The sequence below is a fragment of the Arthrobacter sp. 05L45_2 genome, assembly GCF_056397525.1.
Window position 1 is genome coordinate 1 of record NZ_JBFTNO010000071.1, and the last position, 21940, is coordinate 21940.

Sequence of the window (21940 nt, forward strand, 5' to 3'; positions counted from 1 at the left end):
GTACTGGGCCCAGCAGCTGGGGATCGGCTACGGCGTCATCGCGCTGGGGTCCTACCTTTTGCTGATCTTCCTCATGGTCTTCTCCCTGGACACGTGGATCTGGTTCCCGTTCTGGCTGGGACTGGGCGGCCTGTTTATGGTCGAACGCGTCGCCACAGTGTGGCAGGGCGGCTGGCGTGCCCGGCTGCTGGCCGTCACCCTGTTCCCGGAACTGTTCTTCGACATGTTCCTCAACGTCGTCTACCTCAAGGGTGTCGCGGACATCTCGCTCGGCCGGACCGCCAGCTGGAAACACGTCGCACACGTCAAACCACGCGAAGCCATGGGGGCCGAACGCTCATGACCATCACCGCCGTCGTTGTCCCGGCCGGAATCCTGTTCCCCGAAGACCTCCTGCACTCGCAATGGTTCGCCATCCTCGCCACCTTCGTAGCGATCAACACCGTGATGTACGCCGCCCTGGCGCTGGCGAAGATCCTGCCCAAGGTGCACCCGTCCGACTGGATCCGGAACCGGAACGAACGCTCGGAAACCCGCAGCATCCACCCCGACGCCGCGAACTAGGGCGCGTCCGGACGCAGGATGTCCCGGGCGATCTCGTCAGCATCGTGGAGGGTGCGCTGGCCGCTGGGATAGACCGGCCCGTCCTGCTGACGGGCCTCGGCGGCGATGGCCGTGCCCCACTGCGCCGCGGAAAGCTGCAGGCCCAGCACATACACACCCTCGGAGACCGAGCCGTTCGCGCCGACCGGCCGGTACGGGTGCGGGACAACATCCAGCCCGGAACTCTGCACAGGAATGCCCTCGACGCTCATCATCAGCCGCGGACGCACCACACCGTCCGCTAGGAGCTGCTCCAGGAGGGGTGAGGCGTTGACAGCCACGCGGTTGGCCGGCGCCAGGGCCTCCACCAGCACGGAGGCTTCGACGGTTGCACCGCCGCTATCCGCGGCCACCCAGGGCGAGGCGGCGGTGAAGGTCCGGTTTTTCCGGTCGACGTCGAACTTGGGGTCGGGGCCCACAAAGCTGACCACCCCGGCACGGACCAGGGCCGCGAGCTGCTCGGCGCGGAGGGCGGGCGGGCCGCTGGCGAGCCCTTCGACAAACGACTCGAACCAGCCGCGCAGCCCGGCGACCCACGACTCGTCGGTGATCCCGCCGTCGGCCACGGCCGTTTTCAGGACCGCCCGGCCATGGTGCAGGGCACCGATCGCCATCTTCACGGGGTCGTCCTCGCCGAGCGCGGAGCGGCGGGCGTCGTCGAGCAGGTAGTCGACGACGGCGGCGTCGAGGTCCGCCCGCGCGGGGAAGCTCCGGCCGGCCAGCGGTGCGGCCAGGCCCAGCAGATCCAGGCGGTGGGCCGGGTCCACGTGCGCGCCGATCACCTCAGCGGCGGYATCCTCCCATTTGACGGTGGAGTGGGCGTGCGGGTGCAGGGCCTCCTCCAGACCGGCGAGGAATCCTGCCGGATCCGCGCCCACAGCGTCCGGACGGGACCGCGCCAGGGTGGAGTAGTAGGCCCAGATAACGTCCCGGTGCAGCAGGGGCCAGAGGTCGTGGTCGAAGGCGGGGAGGATGCCTGCGGCAGTGAACCGGGCGAGCGCCTCCTCGGTGAAGTACCGCAATGACACCGTCGACGGGTAGTACCCGGCGAGGGTCGCCTTCGCCCGGTAGGGGGTCCCGCGGCGTGACGCGGCGATGATGAACGGTTCGCGCCCGGACGGCAGGTATTCCAGGCCTTCACCGTCCGGCGACGGGAGGAACTTACCGCCGCGGCCCTCGGTCAGCTGGCCCATCACGTCGAAGAAGTTCAGGCCCATGCCGCGCACCAGCACCGGCTGGACGGCGGGGATCACTGACCAGTCGACGTCGGCCGGCGCGGCCGGAGGCAGGTACGTGAGTCCCAGGTCCTGTGCCGCCGACTGCAGCTCACGCTGCTCCGGGCTGAGCCTGGATTCCAGGTGCCCGAGCGCCAGCACCACGGACCCGACGTTCAGCGCGGTACCGTCCGCGAGCCCGACGTCGAACCCGGCGTCCGGACGCGTCCGCGCCCGCCGGACCGACGTCGCGGTGGTCTGGTGGAAGTCAACGCTCACCCCGGCGGGCAGCACCGCCAGAAGATCCTCCACGGTGGAGTGCAGATACCGGCCATAGAGGGCGCGGCTGGGGAAGTTAGCGGAATCCAGCCCGGCCAGCTCGGTGCGCTCCTCGGCGGTGAGCCCCGGATGCGGGTCCCGCCGCTGCCGGTGGCGCCACTGGTCAAAGGTGCACCCCGCCAGCGGCCTTGCCAGCTCGGGGTTTTCGGGCACCACCGTGGGGTAGAAGGATTGTGTGTTCATTAGGTAGAGCCTGGACTGGCCCGGCTGCCAGACATGGCCCGGCCCGGCAGGATAAGGGTCGATCACGTCGATGTGCAGGGTGGATTCCGGGGTGGCCGGCTCCCAGTTGGCGAGCAGCCGCTCCAGCACGCTGGTGCCCCGGGGTCCGGCGCCGATCAGTGCCGTCCGGATGCTTTGCGATGTGCCCACGGCATCCAGAGTATCCGCATCCGGGCCGCCGCCTTGACTTGCCTGCCCGGCGCTGGTGTTGCTTGGATGGGCCCATGACCACCTCTTCAGCTGAGTACCCCACCGCGTCCGGCGAGCTCTCCGGGGCCTCCTCCGGCACCGCTCCCGAACCCGTCGACGAGAACATCTGGCTGGAGGAGATCTACGGCGAACAGCCATTGGCCTGGGTCCGTGAGCAAAATGCCCGCACCGAGGAACTTCTGGAGGACGCCGAGTACGGCGAGCTCGAAGGCCGGATCCTCGAGGTCCTAGACTCCACCGACCGGATCGCCATGGTGGGCAAACACGGCCAGTGGTACTACAACTTCTGGAAGGACCGCGGGAACCCGAAGGGCCTGTGGCGCCGGACCGACTGGGACAGCTACCGGGCCGGGTCCCCCGAATGGGAGGTGCTCCTGGACGTGGACGCGCTCGCCGCGGCGGAGGGCGAGGAGTGGGTCTTCCACGGCGCCAGCTTCCTCCGTCCCGCGGAGGGGCAGCCGCACCGGCGTGCCCTGCTGGCGCTGTCTCCCGACGGCGGCGATGCGAACCGCTACCGCGAGTTCGACGTCGAGACCCGCAGCTTTGTTGACCCGGCGGAGGGCGGCTTTGACCTGCCGACGGCGAAGGGCAACGCCTCATGGCTGGACGCTGACACCCTGCTGGTCGCGAGCACCGCCGCGGGACTGCCGCGGACCAGCTCCTCATACGCCCGGACCGGGGTGCGGCTGCGCCGCGGCGAGTCGCTGGCCTCCGCCGAACGGCTCTTCGAGATCCCTGAGGACCACATGATGGCCCTCCTGGCGCACGATTCGACCCCTGGTTTCGAACGCACCTTCGCCGTGGACTGGATCAGCTTCTTCGAAAAGCGCACCTCGGTATTGCGCGACGGCGAATGGCTGGACATCGACGTGCCCAACGACGTCAACCTCAGTTCGCACCGGGAGTGGCTGCTCTTCCGGCCCCAGTCCGACTGGGACGTTGACGGCACCACCTACCCGGCCGGTTCGCTGCTCGCGGCCGGCTTCGAGGATTTCCTGGCCGGCAGCCGGGAACTGTCCGTGCTGTTCACTCCGGATGAGCACACCTCGCTGCAATCCTGGAGCTGGACGCGGGACTTCCTGCTGCTGAACCTGCTCCGGGACGTCTCTTCCGAGATCCGGGTACTGGACCCGGAGCGGCCCGGCTCCGACGTCGCGTGGGCATCCACCGTGCTGGACGCCTGCCCGCCGCTGCATGATGTCAACGCCTACGCCGTGGACGACGAGGACGACGCCGACGACGCCGGCAGCGGGGCAGGTAACGACTTCTGGCTGGTCGCCACCGGATTCGCGACGCCGAGCACCCTGACCCGCGGCACGCTCACCCGTGCGGGCGTGGACGGGGTGGTCAGCTCGCACGAGGTGGTCCGGACCTCGCCGTCGTTCTTCGACGAGGACGCCTACGAGGTGCAGCAGCACTTTGCCGTGTCGCAGGACGGCACCCGGGTGCCCTATTTCCAGATTGCCGCCAAAGACCTGGTGCTCGATGGGCAAAACCCGACGCAGCTCTCCGGCTATGGCGGATTCGAGATCTCCCGGACGCCGGCGTACAGCGGCGCCGTCGGCCGGGCCTGGCTGGAACGCCGCACGAAGGAGTCGGCGGCCGCCGAGGGCGCCGCGCCGCACAGCCGGGGCGGCGTCTACGTCGTGGCGAACATCCGCGGCGGCGGCGAGTACGGCCCGTCGTGGCACCGCGCCGCGCTGCAGGAGAAGCGGCACCGCGCCTACGAGGACTTCGCCGCCGTCGCGCAGGACCTGATAGCCCGCGGCGTAACGTCCCGCCAGCGCCTCGGCTGCGTCGGCGGCTCCAACGGCGGGCTGCTGGTGGGGAACATGCTCACGCAGTACCCGGAACTCTTCGGGGCCGTCTCGTGCGGGGTGCCGCTGCTGGACATGCGCCGGTACAGCAAGCTCTCCGCCGGGTACTCGTGGATTGCCGAATACGGCGACCCCGATGTGCCCGAACAGTGGGAGTTCATCCGGACCTTCTCGCCCTACCACCTGCTCCGCGACGGGGTGGAGTACCCGGAAACGTTCATCTGGACGGCCACCTCGGATGACCGGGTGGGTCCGGTGCAGGCCCGCAAGATGGCGGCCCGCATGCAGGCCATGGGCATCCCCAACGTCTGGTTCCACGAGGCGCTCGAGGGCGGCCACGCGGGAGCCTCAGACAACCGCCAGGCCGCGGCCCTGCAGAGCCGCAGCCAGCATTTCCTGTGGCGAGCCCTCGCCGGCAGCGCCGCCTGAGCCCGGGGACCGACGCGCCCGCCGACCGTTTTGCACTGCATGGCCCCTTCTGCGTATCCTTGGTTGGCTAGTAATAGCAATTGGAGACGTGCCAGAGCGGCCGAATGGGCTTCACTGCTAATGAAGTGTGGGGCACAACTCCACCGGGGGTTCAAATCCCCCCGTCTCCGCGTTTGGCCCCGGTCCTGGACCGGGGCCTTTTGCGTTCCCGGGTTTCTCGCGTTGCCGGGGTCCGCTGCGTTTTCGGCCGGGCCTGGGCCGCGGCGGCGGGGCCGGATGGCAGGATGGGCCCATGTCGACCAACCACGCGTTTGACGCGATCATCCTCGGCGGCGGCCACAACGGCCTCGCCGCGGCAGCGTACCTGTCCCGGGCCGGACGGAACGTCCTGCTGCTGGAAAAACTGGACCAGCCCGGCGGCGCTGCCGTATCTGCCCAGGCGTTCGACGGCGTTGAGGCCCGGCTCTCGCGCTACTCCTACCTGGTGAGCCTGTTGCCCCGGCAGGTCATCGACGACCTCGGCCTGCAGATCACCCTGGCGAGGCGGCGGTACTCCTCCTACACCCCGGATCCCGGCAACCCCGGCCGGGCACTGCTCATCGACAACGAGGACGCCGCGTCCACCGCCGCCTCGTTCGCCGCCGTCGGCGCGTCCGCGGATGAGTTCAAGGCCTTCAACGATTTCTACGCGGGCTGCGGAAAGCTCACGCGGGCACTCTGGCCCACCATGACCGCCCCGCTGCCCACCCGCTCCGAGGCCCGGGACCTCGCCGTCCGTGCCGGAGCCGCCGAGGCGTGGGAGAACATGATCGAAAAGCCGGTGGGCCACGGCATCAGCCGGGCGCTCGGGCACGACCTGGTCCGCGGCGTTGTGCTCACCGACGCCCTCATTGGCACCTTCTCCCGGGCCGACGACGCCGACCTGCAGCAGAACATCTGTTTCCTCTACCACCTGATCGGCGGCGGCACCGGCGACTGGGACGTTCCCGTGGGCGGGATGGGCGCGGTGTCCGGAGAGCTGGAACGCGCCGCCCGGGAGGCGGGAACCACCATCCTGACGGCGGCCGAGGTCACCGCCGTCCGGCCGGGCGGTGTTGTTGATTACCGGCACGGCGGGCAACTTCACTCCGTCTCTGCCCCGTGGGTCCTGTCCAACGTGGCCCCGGTGGTCCTGGACCGGCTGCGCACCGCGGGCCGGGCCGGGGCGGGCGCGGAGGCTCCCGGGAAGGACCCCGCCGCGGTCCCGCAACCGGCGTGGAACCCGAATCATCTCCGCGAGGGGGCGCAGGTCAAGGTCAACCTGCTGCTCAAGCGGCTGCCCCGGCTGCTGGACGGCTCGGTCAGCCCCGAAGCGGCGTTCGGCGGCACCTTCCATATCAACGAGACGTGGTCCCAGCTGGATGCGGCGTACCTCAGTGTCGCGGCGGGAACAATCCCGGAGCCACTGCCGTGTGAGATCTACTGCCATTCAYTGACCGACCCGAGCATCCTCGCCCCCGAGCTGCAGGCGGCCGGCGTGCAGACGCTCACGGTGTTCGGACTGCACGTTCCGGACCGGCTCATTACCGAGCAGAACAACGACGAGCGCCGGGCTGAGCTGGAGGCCGCCGTCCTCCGGTCGCTCAACAGTGTTCTCGCCGAGCCGGTGGAGGACCTGCTGCTGACCGGTCCGGACGGCAGGAAGTGCATCGAAACCAAGACCACACTGGACATCGAGCGCGCCGTAGGGATGCCCCGGGGCAACATCTTCCACGGCGGCCTCGACTGGCCCTTCCTCGAGGACGACGCGCCGCTGGACACGCCCGCGCAGCGCTGGGGAGTGGCCACGGACGACCCGCAGATCCTGTTGTGCGGCTCCGGCGCCCGCCGTGGCGGGGCTGTCAGTGYCATCGGCGGGCACAACGCCGCCATGGCTGTCCTGGAGTCGGACCCCACGGTCGGCGCCTAGGGGCACGGTCGGCCCGCGCCCGGCGGGCCGGCGCCTAGCCTGCCTGGCCGAGGACCAGCGGGAGCACCGCCCCGGCCCCCGCTTGCCGGAGCGCACGCCCGGCGACGGTGACGGTCCAGCGGCTGTCCACGAGATCGTCCACCAGCATGACGCTCTGGCCCCGGATCCCCTCCAGGGCGGCGGCGAGTTCGGGTCCGACCACCAGCCGTTCCCAGACCCCCGCGAGCCGGTAGGCGCTGTTTCCGCCGCGGCCGCCTGTGGGTCCGCCGTGGGCCAGCTGCAGCTGACCTAGGTACGGGATCCGTCCGATCTCGGAGATCCCCCGGGCCAGCGACTCCACCAGCTCCGGTTTCCCGCGGGACGGAATGCTCACGATCGCGGCCGGGCGGCCGGCGCCGCTCCAGCCCGGGGTCCGTGCGTCACCGGTGCCCCACTCGCGCAGGACCTGCACGCAGGCGCGCAGCATCCCCGGGTCCACGGCCCGGTCCGGAGCGCCCGCGGCGAAGGTCTCCCGCAGCGCCCCGCCCCAGCCAAGGTCGGTCAGGCGGGCCAGGACACGTCCATTGGCCAGGCTTTCCTCCGGCTTGATCTTGCCTTTCACATTCACGCCCAGGCGGTCCATGCCACTGGGCCACTGCAGCCGCGGTTCCAGCAGCATCCCGGCCCGGCTCAGTGTGGCGCCTGCCGCCTCTGTGGCGTCGGCGGCGATGTCGGCCGGGAACCATCGGCCCGCGCAGTTGTCGCAGCGTCCGCAGGCCGCGGCGGTTTCGTCGTCGAGGACGGAGGTGATGTATTCCATCCGGCACCCCGCCGTGTCCTGGTAGATCACCATCGAGTCCTGCTCGTCGACCCGGGCCTCGGCGATCCGGCTGTAGCGCTCGGCGTCGTAGGTCCAGGGCCGGCCGGTGGAACGCCACCCGCCGCCGACGCGTTCGACTGCCCCGTCCACGGCCAGGACCTTCAGCAGCAGTTCCAGCGGCGTCCGGCGCAGGTCCACGCGGGCCTCCAGCGCCACCGTGGACACCGCGGTGCCCGCCTCGGCGAGGGCGGTCAGGACGGCGGCCGCTTTTTCCTCAGAGGGCATGGAAGCGGTGGCGAAGTACTGCCAGATGTCCCGGTCTTCGGCGCCGGGCAGGAGCAGGACGTCGGCGTTTGCGGCGCCACGGCCGGCCCGGCCGACCTGCTGGTAGTAGGCCACCGGGGACGACGGCGCTCCGAGGTGCACCACGAACCCAAGGTCCGGCTTGTCAAAGCCCATGCCGAGGGCGGAGGTGGCGACCAGGGCCTTGACCTCATTGTCCTTGAGCAGCTGCTCGGCCCGCTCGCGGTCCGCGGGGTCCGTCCGGCCCGTGTAGGCCAGGACGTTGTGACCGGCCTCGGCCAGGAGCCTGGCGGTGTCTTCGGCCGCTGACACCGTGAGCGTATAGATGATGCCGCTGCCCGGCAGGTCCGTCAGGTGCGTCAGGAGCCAGCCCAGCCGTTGCCTCGAGTCCGGCAGCCGCAACACGCCCAGGCGCAGCGATTCCCGGCCCAGGGCGCCACGGATCGTCAGCACGCCGTCGCCGAGCTGTTCCTCGATGTCATGGACCACCCTGGAGTTGGCGGTGGCGGTGGTGGCCAGGACCGGGACGCTGTCCGGCAGCTGGGTGATCAGGTCCGCGATCCTGCGGTAGTCGGGACGGAAGTCGTGGCCCCAGTCGGAGATGCAGTGTGCCTCGTCAATGACCAGCAGCCCGGTGCGGCGGACCAGCTCCGGCAGCTGGTTTTCGCGGAACGAGGGGTTGGTGAGCCGCTCCGGGGACACAAGGAGCACGTCCACCTCGTCGGCCGCGAGCTGTTCGCGGACGGTGTCCCAGTCGAGCTGGTTCGCCGAGTTGATGGCCACGGCCCGGACCCCGGCGCGCGCAGCGGCGGCCACCTGGTCGCGCATCAGGGCCAGCAGCGGGGACACAATCAGGGTGGGCCCGGCGCCGCGGCGGCGCAGCAAGAGGGAGGCGACGAAGTACACGGCGGACTTGCCCCAGCCGGTGCGTTGCACCACCAGGGCCCGGCGGCCGCCGTCGACAAGGGCCTCGATGGCTTCGAACTGGCCGTCGTGGAACTCGGCGTCGGGGTGTCCGACGAGTTCCCGCAGCACCGCCTGGGCCTGTTCCCGCGTCCCGGTACCCCCGGCGGAGGCGGGGTGGGCGGCGGAAAGGACTGCAGCGTTCTGGTTATTGGCCATTGCTTCAGTATCCCAGCCACCGCCGACAGCCACGAAGCCGGCGGCGGCCTATGTGGACAGTCCGTGTCCACATAGCAAGCCACTTCCGGGCGGCCGGGGCGCGGACCCCCGTAAGATAGAAGCCGTGACTAGCGACCAGACGAAGACTTTTGACCTCTCGGCTTCCTTCAAGGCCTATGACGTGCGCGGCATTGTGGGCGAATCCATCACCGCGGAAATCGTCGAAGCCGTGGGGGCTGCCTTCGTGGACGTCCTGGACCTCGCGGGCGAGACCGTGCTGGTCGGCGGCGACATGCGCCCCTCCTCCCCGGAGTTCAGCCGGGCCTTCGCCAACGGCGCGGCCACCCGCGGCGCCAACGTCCAGCTGCTCGACCTGATCTCCACCGATGAGCTCTACTACGCCTGCGGAGCACTGAACGCGGCCGGCGCCACGTTCACCGCCAGCCACAACCCGGCAGCGTACAACGGCATCAAGATGGCCAAGGCCGGCGCCGTCCCGATCTCCTCCGAGACCGGCCTGAAGGAAATCCAGGCTTTGGCCGAGGACTACCTCAACGCCGGCACCATCCCCGCCAAGGGCCCGCGCGGCCTGATCAGCGTCCGCGACGTGCTCAAGGACTACTCCGAGTACCTGCGCAGCCTCGTGGACCTGAGCGGCTCCCGTCCGCTCAAAGTGGTGGTGGACGCCGGCAACGGCATGGCCGGCATGACCACCCCGGCCGTCCTGGGCGACACCCTGCTGCCGAAGCTGCCGCTCGAAATTGTCCCGCTCTACTTCGAGCTCGACGGCTCCTTCCCGAACCACCCCGCCAACCCGCTGGAACCGGAGAACCTGCGTGACCTGCAGGCCGCCGTCGTCGATCACGGCGCGGACATCGGCCTGGCGTTCGACGGCGACGCCGACCGCTGCTTCGTGATCGACGAAAAGGGCGAGCCGGTCTCCCCCTCGGCCGTCACCGGCATGGTCGCCCGCCGGGAGATCGCCCGCGCCAAGGCCAACGGCGAGGAAACGCCGACAATCATCCACAACCTCCTCACCTCCCGGGCCGTGCCCGAGCTGGTTGAAAATGACGGCGGCCGGGCGTTCCGCACCCGCGTGGGACACTCCTTTATCAAGGCCGTTATGGCAGCCGAGGGCGCGATCTTCGGCGGGGAGCACTCCGCCCACTTCTACTTCCGCGATTTCTGGAATGCGGACACCGGCATGCTGGCCGCCATGCACGTCCTGGCCGCCCTCGGCGAGCAGGACGGCCCGCTGTCCGAGCTCGGCCGCGAGTACGAGCCCTACCGGTCCTCCGGCGAAATCAACTCGGAGATCGAGGACAAGGCAGGCGCCGTGGAACGTGTCCGCGTCGACTTCCACGACGAGGACGTTGAGGTGGACTACCTCGACGGCAGCACGTTCATCGCCGCCGACGGCAGCTACTGGTTCAACCTGCGCCCGTCCAACACCGAGCCCTTCCTGCGCCTGAACGTCGAGGCCACCGACCAGGCAACCATGGAACGGGTCCGCGACCGGGTCCTGGCCCTGGTCCGGGGCTGAGGCAGTGACCGACGCGGCGAAAGCCCAGGAAACCGTCCTGCAGCCGGCCGATCCCGCGGAGGACTCATGGCGGGGTTCGGTGCCCGATGCCAGCGCCACTGACCTGGAGAACCTGCTCGGCACCGGTGTGGGCGCCGCCCAGGAACAGCTGGAGCGCAATGGCGGCTTCCTCCCGTTCGCCCTGGTTGTGGAGAACGACGGCGAGGTCCGCCTTGTCGCCGTCACCCCGGCGGATGCGGAGCCCGGCACCGAGGCCGACTTTGACGCCGACGGCATGATCAGTGATCTCACCGAGCTGCTCCGGCAGCACCGGGACGAGTTCCGCGCCGCTGCGATCGTCTGCGACATCACCCTCCTGGAAGAGGATTCGGACGCCATCCACGTGGCCGCCGAGCACCAGGACGGATCCGTGTTCGCGGCCGTGCTGCCCTACAGCGCCAATCCGGAGTCCCGCGAGCTGGAATTCGGCGATCTGGCCGCAGACGCCAACGAACCCGCCGTTTGGGTGGACTAGACCAGGCCCGTGCCATGAAGATCAACGCCTTTGCCGACGTGAGCCTGCGCGCCATGATGGTGCTCGCGGCGGCGCCGGACGGCGGACTGCTCACCACCCAGAGCATCTCGGATGCCGTCGGCACCCCGTACAACCACGTCAGCAAGGCCATGGCCAGGCTGCGGGAGCTGGGCCTGATCGACGTCGAACGCGGCCGTAACGGCGGCTCCCGGCTCAGTGGCGCCGGCCGTACCGCGACGGTTGGACAGTTGCTGCGGGCGCTGGACACCCGGACGGATCCCGCAGACTGCGCGGGCGCCGGCGGCACCTGCCCGCTGATCAACGAGTGCCGGCTGCGCGGCGCCCTGGGCCGCGCCCGCGAGGCCTTTTACCGTGAGCTTGACGACATTGTGGTGGCCTCCCTGCCCACTGAGAGGCAGATGAACCCCGTCTTCCAGGCCATCGGMCTGCGCCCCGGACTCCGGCCGGACCCCCAACCCGGCCTGTACCCGGGCTGACCGGGCCGCGCCTCCCGCGCCGGCGCCACCCGAGGCCCCCGTACCCGGCCTCCGGCACCCTCCGCAACCCAACAGCGTCAATTTGCAACCTTTTTCTACGGCGTGTAGAACTGAGGCATAAATACACGCATTTCAAATGCGGGTATTTCGGAACGTCCGGTTGAAGACACCGGGCCACTATCTCAGGAGTCAGCATGCTCTCGGACAAGTCCTTCCCCGTCATCGAGGCCACCCTGCCGCTGGTCGGTTCCCGGATCGGCGAGATCACCCCCAAGTTTTACGCCCGGCTCTTCGGCGCGCACCCCGAACTGCTGGATGGACTGTTCAGCCGCTCCAACCAGCGCTCGGGCAACCAGCAGCAGGCCCTGGCCGGGAGCATCGCCGCTTTCGCCAGCCACCTCGTGAGCAACCCCGGCACCCTCCCCGAGACCGTACTGTCCCGTATCGCCCACCGCCACGCCTCGCTGGGCATCACCGAGCCGCAGTACCAGGTGGTCTACGAGCACCTCTTCGCGGCCATCGCCGAGGACCTTGCCGAAGTCATCACCCCCGAGATCGCCAAGGCCTGGACCGAGGTCTACTGGCTGATGGCCGACGCGCTGATCAAGCTGGAGAAGGGCCTCTACGCGGCGCAGGCCAACGGCAAGATGTGGACCCCCTGGCGGGTTGCCGCCAAGACCCCCGCCGGCACCGGCTCCATGACGTTCGTGCTGGACCCGGCGGACGACACCCCCATCACCCCGGCATTGCCCGGCCAGTACGTCAGCGTCAAGGTCACGCTGCCGGACGGCCTGCGCCAGGTCCGGCAGTACTCGCTCTCCGGCGACGCCGGCACCAGCCGCAGCTTCACCACCAAGCTCGACGACGGCGGCGAGGTCTCCCCCGTGCTGCACAACAATGTGGAGGTGGGCGACATCATCGAGATCTCCAACCCCTACGGCGAAATCACCCTCAAGGACGGCGACGGCCCGGTGGTCCTGGCCTCGGCCGGCATCGGCTGCACCCCGTCGGCGTCGATCCTGCGCTCCCTCGCCGAGGCCGGCTCGGACCGCCAGGTGCTGGTCCTGCACGCCGAAAGCACCCTGGACAGCTGGGCCCTGCGCTCCCAGATGACGGACGACGTCGAGCGCCTCGACGGCGCCGAACTGCAGCTGTGGCTTGAGCAGCCCGTGACCGGGACCAAGGAGGGCTTTATGTCCCTGCGCGACGTGGACCTGCCGGCCAACGCCTCCCTGTACCTGTGCGGACCGCTTCCTTTTATGAAGAACATCCGCAACGAAGCCATCAATGCCGGCATCCCCGCCACCCGGATCCACTACGAGGTCTTCGGGCCGGACATCTGGCTCGCCAACTAAGTCCCCCCGCCTCCCTAACTTCGCTCCGCTCAGCCAGGGAACCCTCGGCGGCGGAGGCCCCTGTTGGGAACGACGGCGGCCCCGCACCTGCGATAGGTGCGTCGGGACGAAGCCGATCGGCGTCTCGACCGCGTCGGCCTTGCCTTCAATGCGCTCGATGGCCCACTTCAGCACCCGGGAGTTGTCCCCGAAGCCCGGCCAGGCGAAGCCGCCGTCGGCCGTGCGGCGGAACCAGTTGACCAGGAAGATGTGCGGCAGACGCTCCGGGTTGGCCTTGCCGGAGACACTGATCCAGTGCTTCAGGTAGTCGCCGGCGTCGTAGCCGATGAAGGGCAGCATGGCCATCGGGTCGCGCCGGAGCACGCCCACCTGGCCGGCCGCGGCAGCGGTGGTTTCCGAGGACAGCGTCGAACCCATAAAGATGCCGTTGGTCCAGTTGCGGGCCTGGGTCACCAGCGGCACGGTGGTCTTGCGGCGGCCGCCGAACAGGATCGCGGAGACCTCAACGCCTTCGGGGCTGTAGTACTCCTCGGCGAGCATGTCGACCTGCGAGATCGGCGTGCAGAAACGGGAGTTCGGGTGCGCGGCGGGCTTGTCCGACGCCGGCGTCCAGTCGTTGCCCTGCCAGTCGGTCAGGTGCGCCGGGACTTCGTCCGTCATGCCTTCCCACCACACACCGCCGTCGTCGGTGAGAGCCACGTTGGTGAAGATGCTGTGGCCCTTGGCGATGGCGCGCATGGCGTTGGGGTTGGTGCCCCAGCCGGTGCCCGGAGCGACGCCGAAAAGGCCGGCCTCGGGGTTGGTGGCGCGCAGTTCGCCTTCCTTGCCGATCCGCATCCAGGTGATGTCATCGCCGAGGGTCTCGACGTTCCAGCCTTCGATGGTGGGGTCCAGCAGGGCGAGGTTGGTCTTGCCGCAGGCCGACGGAAAGGCCGCGGAGACGTAGTAGTTCTTCTTCTCCGGCGAGGTCAGCTTCAGGATGAGCATGTGCTCGGCCAGCCAGCCCTCGTCGCGGGCCATCACGGAGGCGATACGCAGCGCGAAGCACTTCTTGCCCAGGAGGGCGTTGCCGCCGTAGCCGGAACCGAAGGACCAGATGGACCGCTCTTCCGGGAAGTGCACGATCCACTTGTCCGGGTTGCAGGGCCAGGCGACGTCCGCCTGTCCCGGGGCCAGCGGGGCACCCAGGGAGTGCAGGGCCGGGACGAAGAAGGCGTTGGTTGCCGTGATCTTGTCCAAGACCTCGGTGCCGATGGTGGCCATGATGCGCATGGAGGCAACCACGTAGGCGCTGTCGGTGATCTCGACGCCGAACTTGGGGTCCTCGGCGTCGAGGTGGCCCATCACGAACGGGATGACGTACATGGTGCGTCCGCGCATGGAGCCGCTGAACAGGCCGCGCAGCTTTTCCTTCATCTCCGACGGGTCCATCCAGTTGTTCGTGAAGCCCGCGTCCCGCTTGTTTTCGGAGCAGATGAAGGTCTGCTCTTCAACGCGGGCGACGTCGGCCGGGTCGGAGAACGCTGCAAAGGAGTGCGGGAAGAGCTTCTCGTTCAGCCGGGTCAGGGTGCCGGCGGCCACGAGCTCGTCAGTGAGCCGCGTGTTCTCCTCTTCCGAACCATCAACCCAGTGGATCTGGTCCGGCTGGGTCAGTTCAGCAACCTCTTCAACCCATGCCAGCAGCCCGGCATGTGTGGTGGGTGCTTTCTCAAGCAGCGGCAGTCGCGCCAGATCGCCCATTACGGTTCCCTTCCTCGGGTTCAGTGGTGTGTCCTAAATGTAGGGCTCGCGGCGGATTCATTTTTGGGCCCAAATACGGGTTGACTCCGGGAGCGCGGAGCAAAAACCGCAGAAAGTCAAGGTTTTCCCTGGGGAATCGTCGCCATTTTTGTGACGAAGGTCACGTAGACCGGTCTAGTCAGGCAGATTACATGCCTCACGATTTGGCACTCCGGGCCCACCTCGCGTAAAGTAATTCGAGGTTCGGGGAGCGAGAAGTTCCCGAAGATCCGAGAATGCGCCCATAGCTCAGCTGGATAGAGCGTCTGTCTACGGAACAGAAGGTCAGGGGTTCGAATCCCTTTGGGCGCACAGAGTAAAAAGATCCGCACCGGTCCGCCGGTGCGGATCTTTTTGTTTTCCCGTCCGGTTTCCCGGCCGGTTTAGGGGGCGCGTTGTGTTCCCCGCCTGGTTCCCCGGGCCGCCTGCCCTAGTCCTCCGCCGCCGCCTCAACCCTGCGGCGGATCGTCCCGAAGTGGCTGCCCAGCAGTTCGGCGGCCAGGTCCGCGTCCCCCGCGGCCACTGCCTGGTACAGCTGCCGGTAGCGCACAGCATCGCCGGGCCGGTCGACGCCGGCCACGGACCGCTCCAGCTCGATCCTGCGGCCGACGGTCCGGAACGCGCCCAGCAGGCCCTGCAGCTGCGCGTTACCCAGTGGCTCGAACAGCAGGTGGTGGAAGTCGGCTGCGGCCTCGACGAAGGGCTCGCCGGAACGTGCCAGCTCTTCGATCCTCAGCACGGCCGCCTCCAGCCCCGCCAGCTGGCCCGGCTGCAGGGCCGCTATCGCCGTGCCGACCAGTCCGGACTCCAGCAGCCGCCGGGCATCAATGAGTTCCAGGGCTTCCCGCGCCTGGTGCCGCAGGGAGAGGCGCGCCCGGAACAGCAGCCCTTCCACCAGGGCATCGAAGTTGCTCGCGGCCACGAACGTACCGAAGCCGTGGCGGATCTCGATGACACCCACGGCCTGGAGCACTTTGAGCGCCTCCCGCAAGGTGTTTCGGCCGACGCCCAGGACGCCGGTCAGCTCGTTCTCGGTGGGCAGCGGGTCACCCGGTTCCAGTTCCCGTTCGAGAATCAGTTCGATGATGCCGGACTGCAGGGCACGCAGCCGTTCCTGCGCACCCCGGCGGCGGGGCGGCACCGCGCCGGCGCCACTCATTGCGGCTGCACACATCAGTGGACTCCTCCCCCGGGTGACCCTCAGGGTAGCGGACGTCCCACCTCCTGCACAGGGCCCCGCCCCGGGTACAGTCCCGGCGGGGTTAGGCTGTTGCCATGACGGCACACCTAGAGCGTGAATTCGATGTCATTGTGATCGGAGCGGGCGCGGTGGGCGAGAACGTGGCCCAGCGCGTGGTGAAGGGCGGACTGAGCGCCGTCCTGGTGGAAGCGGAACTGGTGGGCGGCGAGTGCTCCTACTGGGCCTGCATGCCCTCGAAGGCCCTGCTGCGGCCCGGCACCGCGCTCCACGGCGCCCAGACCGTCCCCGGCGCCGAAGAGGYAGTGACCCGCGTGCTCGATGCCGAGGCGGTGCTGAAACGGCGGGACTACTTCACCTCCAACTGGCAGGACGACAGCCAGGTCAAGTGGGTCGAGGACACCGGCATCGAGCTCCTGCGCGGCCACGGCTGGCTCACCGGCACCCGCCGCGTGGAAGTCGCCGGCCTGGACGGCAACAACTACGCACTCACCGCGCACCACGCCGTCGTACTGGCCACCGGCTCGCGCCCCAGCATTCCGTCCATCGAAGGGCTCGAGGACGCCGACTTCTGGACGACACGGGAGGCCACTTCGGCCCGGGAAATCCCCGACCGTCTCGGGGTACTCGGCGGCGGTGTAGCCGGGACCGAACTCGCCCAGGCCTTCGCCCGGCTCGGCTCGGCCGTGACGGTCGTGGCCCGCGGCGGCCTCCTCGGGACCTTTCCGGCTCCCGCGGCGGAGCTGGTCCAGGCCGGGCTGCGGGCCGACGGCGTCGAGCTCCACCTCCACGCCGGAACCGAGAGTGTCCACGAGGATGAGGACGGAGCCCTGACCCTGACCCTGGCGGGCGGCGGCACCGTCACCGTGGACAAGCTCCTGGTCGCCACCGGCAGGCACCCGGCGCTCGAGGGCCTTGGTCTGGAGAGCGTGGGGCTGGGCGACGGCGGGGAGGCCACCCGGCGGCTGAGCACGGATGCGAGCGGACTCGTCCTGGGCGCGGAGGGCAATAACGACGCCCCCTGGCTGTACGCCGTCGGCGACGCCGCAGGCAAGGTCCTGCTGACCCATCAGGGCAAATACGAGGCGCGGGCCAGCGGCGACGCGATTGCCGCCCGGGCCAAGGGAACCCTCTCTGGCGAGCCTGGCGCCTGGAGTCCGTACGCCCACACGGCCGACGACCACGCTGTTCCCAACGTCGTCTTCACCGACCCCGAGCTGGCGTCGGTGGGCCGCAGCCTGGAGCAGGCACAAAAGGACGGCTACCGCGCCACCTCCGTGCAGCTGCCCATCCAGGTGGCGGGGTCGTCGCTGCATTCCGAGCATTACAAGGGCTGGGCCCAGCTGGTGGTGGACGAGGACCGCAAGGTGCTGCTCGGCGCAACCTTCGCCGGGCCCGACGTGGCCGAGCTCCTCCACGCCGCGACGATCGCCGTCGTGGGCGAAGTTCCCCTCAGCCGGCTGTGGCATGCTGTCCCCTCCTACCCCACCATCAGCGAGGTATGGCTGCGGCTCCTGGAGGAATACGGCCTCTAGGCGACGCCCCCACAAGGGCCCCGGAGCCCGGCTCCGGGGCCCTTCTGTGTCCCGTTGCTCCCATCTATTTGAACTGACCGGTCAGTTTAGTTAGCCTTGGAGAAGATCATCCTTCGAAAGGCATCCCTTGCTCCGCGTACAACAGCTTCACGTGAAGGGCCGGCGTGACCCCCTGGTTCCGACCACCTCGTTGCAGGTCGGCCGGGGTGAACTCCTGCTTGTCACCGGCCAGCGCCAGGACCAGCGCACCGCACTCGCCCTGACCCTCAGCGGACGGATGAAGCCCTCCGGCGGGACCGTCCAGTGGGACGGCGCCGGACGCATCAAGCAGTTGCGGCAGGCGAGCGCGGTCGTCGACGCTCCCGGCGTCAGCGAACCGGAACCGCACCTGAGCGTGCGCGACCTGGTGACCGAGGACCTCGCCCTCATCCCCCGCCGTTACCGCGGCGCCCTGCTGAGCACACCCTGGCTCAAGGTCAACCGCTTTGAGGACATCGCTGGAAGCTGGGCCGAGGAGCTGCCCGCGCACCGCCGCCTGGAACTGCTGACGGCCCTGGCCCTGGCGAATCCCCACACCGACCTGCTGGTGGTCGACTCTCCGGACCGCCACAGTGGGGATCCGGCCGACTGGCTTCCGCTGCTCCAGGAACTGGCGCACGACGGCGGGCGGCCGCTGGCCGTCGTCGCCACGGTCGGCAGCATCCCGACGGGGTGGACCGGTCCGGCCGAAGAGATTGGCAATGCCGTCCCGGCACCCGAGCCCGAGGACGCACCCCTGGAGACCGAAACCGAGGAGGCCCGATGACCGTGCTGCGGCTGGCCCGTTCCGAACTTAAGCGCATGACCGGCGGCCTGCTGCCGAAGCTGACCATCCTGGCCCTGACGCTGGTGCCCCTGCTCTATGGCGCGGTGTACCTCTACGCGAACTGGGATCCCTACGGCAAGCTCAACCAGATCGATGCCGCCCTGGTGGTCGAGGACTCCGGTGCCAGCGCAGCGGACGGCACACGGCTTGAGGCCGGCCGGAAGGTTGCTGAGAGCCTGGTGGAGGGCCACGTCTTCAACTGGAAGACCGTTTCCAGCTCCGAGGATGCCGACCGGGGCGTGAGCAGCGGCGAGTACGCGTTTGCGCTCAAGATCCCCAAGGATTTCTCCGCCAACCTCGTCTCGCCGGGAAGTTTCGACGCCGCGAACCAGGCCATGCTGAACGTCACCACCAATGACGCCAACAACTACCTTCTGGGCACCATCGTGGACAAGCTCACCACCGCCGTGCACGCGTCCGTCGCGAAGGAGGTGGGTGAAGAGACCGCCAACCAGCTGCTGACGGGCTTTGGCACGATCCATACCCAGATGCTCAAGGCTGCCGACGGGGCCGGGAAACTCTCCGAGGGCGTCGCCAAACTACGCGACGGGGCAGTCAGCCTGCACTCCGGGACCGGCGCACTCAGCAGCGGTGCCAACGAGCTCTACGCCGGACAAACCAAGCTGCGGGACGGCGCCAACCAGCTCAATGCCGGTGCCGGCCAGCTCAGCGCCGGTCTGGGGCAGCTCAAGGACAAGACGTCGACGCTGCCCGCCGATTCGCAGCGGCTCGCCGACGGCGCCGCCCAGGTGGCGGCCGGCAACGCGGCCCTGAACACGAAGGTCCAGGACGCCGTCGTACAGCTCGGCGCCGCGGACCGGGGCCTTCGGGACCGGGTGGTCCAGTCCAACAACCGGCTGATCGCCGCCGGCGTGATCACTCCGGAGCAGGCGGCCAAGATCCTGGCCGACTTCGACACCGCTGCCGCGTCCGACCCGGCAGCGCAGGCCAAGTCCAAGGTCCAGGCCGATGCGGCCCAGATCCAGCAGCTGGCCGACGGGTCCGCGGCCGTCAGTGCCGGGGCGGCCAAACTTGCCGCCTCCACACCGGCCCTGACCGGTGCCATCTCCCRGGCATCGGCCGGCGCCGACCAGCTGTCGGCAGGTTCAGCCGCGCTGGCCGCCGGGGAGCAGACCGCCGTTGACGGCAACGCCAAGCTTGCTGACGGTGCCAGGACGCTCGACGCCGGGGCCGGCCGGCTTGCCGACGGCGCCCGGAGCGCCGCCGATGGCGCCGCGACCCTGGCCACGGAACTGGACAAGGGCGCCGGAAAGGTCCCGCACCCCAACGACGGCCAGAAGGGCCGCCTCGCCAAGGTGATGGCCGACCCCGTCGCGGTCAGCAACGTCTCGCAGGCCAAGGCAGGCTCTTACGGCGCCGGGCTGGCACCGTTCTTCCTCACCCTGGCCCTGTGGATCGGCGTGTTTATGCTGGTCCAGGCCATGCGCCCGGTCACCCAGCGTGCCCTGGCCTCCAACGCTCCGACCTGGAAGATCGCCGTCGGCGGCTGGCTGCCCTTCCTCGCCGTCGCGGCGGTCCAGGCCAGCCTGCTGACCCTGGTGGTGGACGTGGGGCTGGGCCTGAACCCCGCCCACCCCGTGCTGATGTGGGTCCTGATGCTGGCGGCCGCCATGGCCTTCAGCGCCATCATCCAGGGTGTAGTGGCCCTGCTCGGCTCGCCCGGCAAGCTGGTGGTGCTGATCCTGCTGGTCCTGCAACTGGTCTCGTCCGGCGGCACCTTCCCCTGGCAGACCACCCCGGAACCGCTGCACGTGGTGCACCAGATCCTGCCGATGGGTTATGTGGTCAACGGCATGCGCCACCTGATCTACGGCGCCGACCTGGCCGGCGTCGCACCCACCATGCTGGGCCTGGTTGGCTACACTTTGCTGGGACTGGCGATGTCCGCCGTCGCCGTCCGGAAACACAAGTTCTGGACGCTCAAGACCCTGAAGCCGGAGATCTCCGTATGAGCACCCAGCCCCGCGAGGCAGCGGCGTCCGACGGCGACGGCGCCAAAAAGCTCCGCCCCGGCCGTACCAACGCGACCAAGCAGAAGCTGTTCGAGGCCTCGATGGAACTGATCGGCGAACGCGGCGCCGCCGGTGTGACAGTGGATGAAATCGCCGCGGCCGCCGGAGTCTCAAAGGGCACGGTCTACTACAACTTCGGCAGCAAGTCCGATCTGATCGCGCAGCTGCTGCGGCACGGCGTGGACATCCTGATGGCCCGGCTGCTGAGCGTCAAGGACGAGTCGGCGGACCCGCTGCTGGCGATGGAGGAAATGATCGGCCAGGCCATGGACTTTATGGCCGAGTACCCGTCCTTTGCCCGGCTCTGGGTCAGCGAGAACTGGCGGACACYGAGCGAATGGCAGGACACCTTCAGCGAACTCCGCGGCCGGCTCCTTGGTGTGATCGGCGCCGCGATCGAGGCCGTGGCGGCCCGCTACCCTGTGGATCCCGGGGTGTCGCGCGGCAGCCTGGAGACCGCGATCTTCGGGGCGTGTTTTGTGGTGGGGCTGGACCGTCAGACCTACAATCCGGAGCGCACCAGGGCGCAGAGCGTTGCCGCCATCATGGCGAGCATGCGTGGCTACGTGGTGAAGTAGCCCTGCTCGGGGATGATTGGTCACATGCGCCACATGGGTAAAAGCGGGAAGACCGCCATCGGAGCCTCACTGGCAGCCCTGGCCCTGCTGGTGCTCGCCGGCGCCACCCTGAACGAAACCGTGGGACTGTGGTTCCTGGCCGCGTCAGCGATCGCCTACGTGGCGTGTGTGGCCGAGGTCCTGGTCCGGCGGCGGCACAAGACGCTCCTGGCCAGCGGGGTCGGCAGCATTCTCTTCATCGCCTTCGGCATTGCCTTCCTGCGCCAATGGGGACTGGCCTTCAACCCGGATCCGAATGCGCTGTCCACCAACGTTGATTCCGACCACCCGGACCTGTACTTCTACCTCTCCGCGGCCTCCGGCGCCGCGACCCTGCTGTTGCTCCTCGCCGGTACCGTCCTACCGGGCCGGGGTGCGGCACCACGGGGCCACGCCACCCGCCGTCCTGCCGCCGGCGGACGAGCGCCCGCATCACGCAGGCCCGCCGCCCGGACCGCCGCCAGGACCACAGCACCGCGTTCGGGGGCGGCCCGGCCAGCTGCGCCGCGTACCTCGCCAGCGCAGCGCACCTCCACGGCGCAGCGCACCCCGGCCCAACGAAGTCCGGCGCCGCGAACCGGAGCCCCGCGCACCCCTGCGCGGGCATCCTCAACCGTCAAGCGGCCCGCGGCCCCGACGTCGTCCGCTGCGGCCAAGCCCGCCGTGAAGCGGCCCGCCACACCGTCGTCGCCAGCCACACCCAAACCCCCAGCAAAGAGCCCCGCCAAACCGGCCGGCAAAGCCCCGTCCCGCCGTTAGCTCGCGGGGGCCCGTTAGCTCACGGGGCCCGTTCGCTAGAGGTTGCGCGGCCGGTCGCCGTGCGGGTCCCCGGGGTCGTGCGCCGGGGCCGTACCGCCGGGAAATCCTTCGGTTCCGCCAGATTCAGCCCGGCGTTCGCGCTCACCGCGGTCCCGGCGCAGCTCTTCGTGCGGCTGGCCGTTGGCGGCTTCCGCGTCGCGGGTCCGGGTGTCGTACTCCCCGGCGGCGCGGGTCTCATC

16 protein-coding genes, 2 tRNA genes and 2 pseudogenes are annotated in these 21940 nt (G+C 69.3%); 15 read left to right on the plus strand and 5 right to left on the minus strand.

What is annotated here, in order from left to right; all coding sequences use genetic code 11:
* Positions 1-343, plus strand: a pseudogene (locus AC1DHD_RS07665) (glycosyltransferase family 2 protein); the annotation flags it as partial.
* Complete coding sequence (locus tag AC1DHD_RS07670; protein ID WP_476879140.1) at positions 340-564, plus strand: hypothetical protein; 225 nt, start codon at positions 340-342, stop codon at positions 562-564. The pseudogene AC1DHD_RS07665 and the gene AC1DHD_RS07670, both read left to right, overlap by 4 nt.
* Here AC1DHD_RS07670 and AC1DHD_RS07675 read toward each other — a convergent pair.
* On the minus strand, positions 561-2528 hold the full coding sequence (locus AC1DHD_RS07675) for an FAD/NAD(P)-binding protein (protein WP_476879141.1): 1968 nt from the start codon (positions 2526-2528) through the stop codon (positions 561-563). The genes AC1DHD_RS07670 and AC1DHD_RS07675 overlap by 4 nt on opposite strands.
* A gap of 74 nt (positions 2529-2602) precedes the next feature.
* On the opposite strand from AC1DHD_RS07675, the gene AC1DHD_RS07680 reads away from it, so the two are divergent.
* The 3 genes from AC1DHD_RS07680 to AC1DHD_RS07690 all read left to right on the plus strand — a co-directional run bounded on the left by AC1DHD_RS07680 (position 2603) and on the right by AC1DHD_RS07690 (position 6782).
* On the plus strand, positions 2603-4834 hold the full coding sequence (locus AC1DHD_RS07680; protein WP_476879142.1) for a prolyl oligopeptidase family serine peptidase: 2232 nt from the start codon (positions 2603-2605) through the stop codon (positions 4832-4834).
* A gap of 82 nt (positions 4835-4916) precedes the next feature.
* Positions 4917-5004 (plus strand) — tRNA-Ser (locus AC1DHD_RS07685).
* Between the two features lie 122 nt (positions 5005-5126).
* Positions 5127-6782, plus strand: coding sequence for a phytoene desaturase family protein (locus tag AC1DHD_RS07690; RefSeq protein WP_476879143.1), 1656 nt, complete (start codon positions 5127-5129; stop codon positions 6780-6782).
* A gap of 34 nt (positions 6783-6816) precedes the next feature.
* Here AC1DHD_RS07690 and AC1DHD_RS07695 read toward each other — a convergent pair whose 3' ends face one another.
* Positions 6817-9006, minus strand: a complete 2190-nt coding sequence (locus AC1DHD_RS07695; RefSeq protein WP_476879144.1) for a RecQ family ATP-dependent DNA helicase — start codon at positions 9004-9006, stop codon at positions 6817-6819.
* A gap of 124 nt (positions 9007-9130) precedes the next feature.
* On the opposite strand from AC1DHD_RS07695, the gene AC1DHD_RS07700 reads away from it, so the two are divergent.
* The 4 genes from AC1DHD_RS07700 (at position 9131) to AC1DHD_RS07715 (ending at position 12915) form a co-directional block, all read left to right on the plus strand.
* The gene (locus AC1DHD_RS07700) at positions 9131-10549 is read left to right on the plus strand and encodes a phosphomannomutase/phosphoglucomutase (RefSeq protein WP_476879145.1); all 1419 of its coding nucleotides are present in this window, start codon (positions 9131-9133) and stop codon (positions 10547-10549) included.
* Positions 10550-10553: 4 nt separating this feature from the next.
* On the plus strand, positions 10554-11063 hold the full coding sequence (locus tag AC1DHD_RS07705) for a hypothetical protein (protein WP_476879146.1): 510 nt from the start codon (positions 10554-10556) through the stop codon (positions 11061-11063).
* Positions 11064-11077: 14 nt separating this feature from the next.
* A complete protein-coding gene (locus tag AC1DHD_RS07710) occupies positions 11078-11560 on the plus strand; it encodes an RrF2 family transcriptional regulator (RefSeq protein ID WP_476879147.1) in 483 nt (160 codons plus the stop codon).
* A 194-nt stretch (positions 11561-11754) separates the two neighbouring features.
* Positions 11755-12915 (plus strand): globin domain-containing protein, encoded by a 1161-nt coding sequence (locus AC1DHD_RS07715; RefSeq protein ID WP_476879155.1) that lies wholly within the window; start codon positions 11755-11757, stop codon positions 12913-12915.
* Positions 12916-13014: 99 nt separating this feature from the next.
* Here the strand turns inward: AC1DHD_RS07715 and AC1DHD_RS07720 are convergent.
* Positions 13015-14655 (minus strand): annotated as a pseudogene (locus AC1DHD_RS07720) (phosphoenolpyruvate carboxykinase (GTP)); the annotation flags it as partial.
* A gap of 277 nt (positions 14656-14932) precedes the next feature.
* Here AC1DHD_RS07720 and AC1DHD_RS07725 point away from each other — a divergent pair.
* Positions 14933-15006, plus strand: a tRNA-Arg gene (locus AC1DHD_RS07725).
* A 118-nt stretch (positions 15007-15124) separates the two neighbouring features.
* On the opposite strand, the gene AC1DHD_RS07730 is transcribed toward AC1DHD_RS07725, so the two are convergent.
* Positions 15125-15868, minus strand: a complete 744-nt coding sequence (locus AC1DHD_RS07730) for a FadR/GntR family transcriptional regulator (RefSeq protein ID WP_476879148.1) — start codon at positions 15866-15868, stop codon at positions 15125-15127.
* Between the two features lie 101 nt (positions 15869-15969).
* Between AC1DHD_RS07730 and AC1DHD_RS07735 the strand changes: the two genes are divergently transcribed.
* The 5 genes from AC1DHD_RS07735 (at position 15970) to AC1DHD_RS07755 (ending at position 21701) form a co-directional block, all read left to right on the plus strand.
* A complete protein-coding gene (locus AC1DHD_RS07735; RefSeq protein ID WP_476879149.1) occupies positions 15970-17427 on the plus strand; it encodes a dihydrolipoyl dehydrogenase family protein in 1458 nt (485 codons plus the stop codon).
* Between the two features lie 127 nt (positions 17428-17554).
* Positions 17555-18232, plus strand: a complete 678-nt coding sequence (locus AC1DHD_RS07740) for an ABC transporter ATP-binding protein (protein ID WP_476879150.1) — start codon at positions 17555-17557, stop codon at positions 18230-18232.
* Positions 18229-20265: a YhgE/Pip family protein gene (locus tag AC1DHD_RS07745; RefSeq protein ID WP_476879151.1), complete on the plus strand. Its 2037-nt coding sequence runs from the start codon at positions 18229-18231 to the stop codon at positions 20263-20265. The genes AC1DHD_RS07740 and AC1DHD_RS07745 overlap by 4 nt, the downstream gene beginning before the upstream one ends.
* Complete coding sequence (locus tag AC1DHD_RS07750) at positions 20262-20903, plus strand: TetR/AcrR family transcriptional regulator (RefSeq protein WP_476879152.1); 642 nt, start codon at positions 20262-20264, stop codon at positions 20901-20903. Before AC1DHD_RS07745 ends, AC1DHD_RS07750 begins: the two co-directional genes overlap by 4 nt.
* 33 nt (positions 20904-20936) lie before the next feature.
* Positions 20937-21701, plus strand: a complete 765-nt coding sequence (locus AC1DHD_RS07755; protein ID WP_476879153.1) for a hypothetical protein — start codon at positions 20937-20939, stop codon at positions 21699-21701.
* Positions 21702-21736: 35 nt separating this feature from the next.
* Here the strand turns inward: AC1DHD_RS07755 and AC1DHD_RS07760 are convergent.
* Positions 21737-21940, minus strand: a 204-nt coding sequence (locus AC1DHD_RS07760; RefSeq protein ID WP_476879154.1) for a hypothetical protein, incomplete at its 5' end; no start/stop codon positions are given.

What these genes read in the sequence shown, in the direction of transcription:
- AC1DHD_RS07670 (WP_476879140.1), top strand. Translation starts at nt 340, where the DNA reads ATGACCATCACCGCCGTCGTTGTCCCGGCCGGAATCCTGTTCCCCGAA.
- AC1DHD_RS07680 (WP_476879142.1), top strand. Translation starts at nt 2,603, where the DNA reads ATGACCACCTCTTCAGCTGAGTACCCCACCGCGTCCGGCGAGCTCTCC.
- AC1DHD_RS07695 (WP_476879144.1), bottom strand. Translation starts at nt 9,006, where the DNA reads ATGGCCAATAACCAGAACGCTGCAGTCCTTTCCGCCGCCCACCCCGCC.
- AC1DHD_RS07715 (WP_476879155.1), top strand. Translation starts at nt 11,755, where the DNA reads ATGCTCTCGGACAAGTCCTTCCCCGTCATCGAGGCCACCCTGCCGCTG.
- AC1DHD_RS07730 (WP_476879148.1), bottom strand. Translation starts at nt 15,868, where the DNA reads ATGTGTGCAGCCGCAATGAGTGGCGCCGGCGCGGTGCCGCCCCGCCGC.
- AC1DHD_RS07755 (WP_476879153.1), top strand. Translation starts at nt 20,937, where the DNA reads ATGGGTAAAAGCGGGAAGACCGCCATCGGAGCCTCACTGGCAGCCCTG.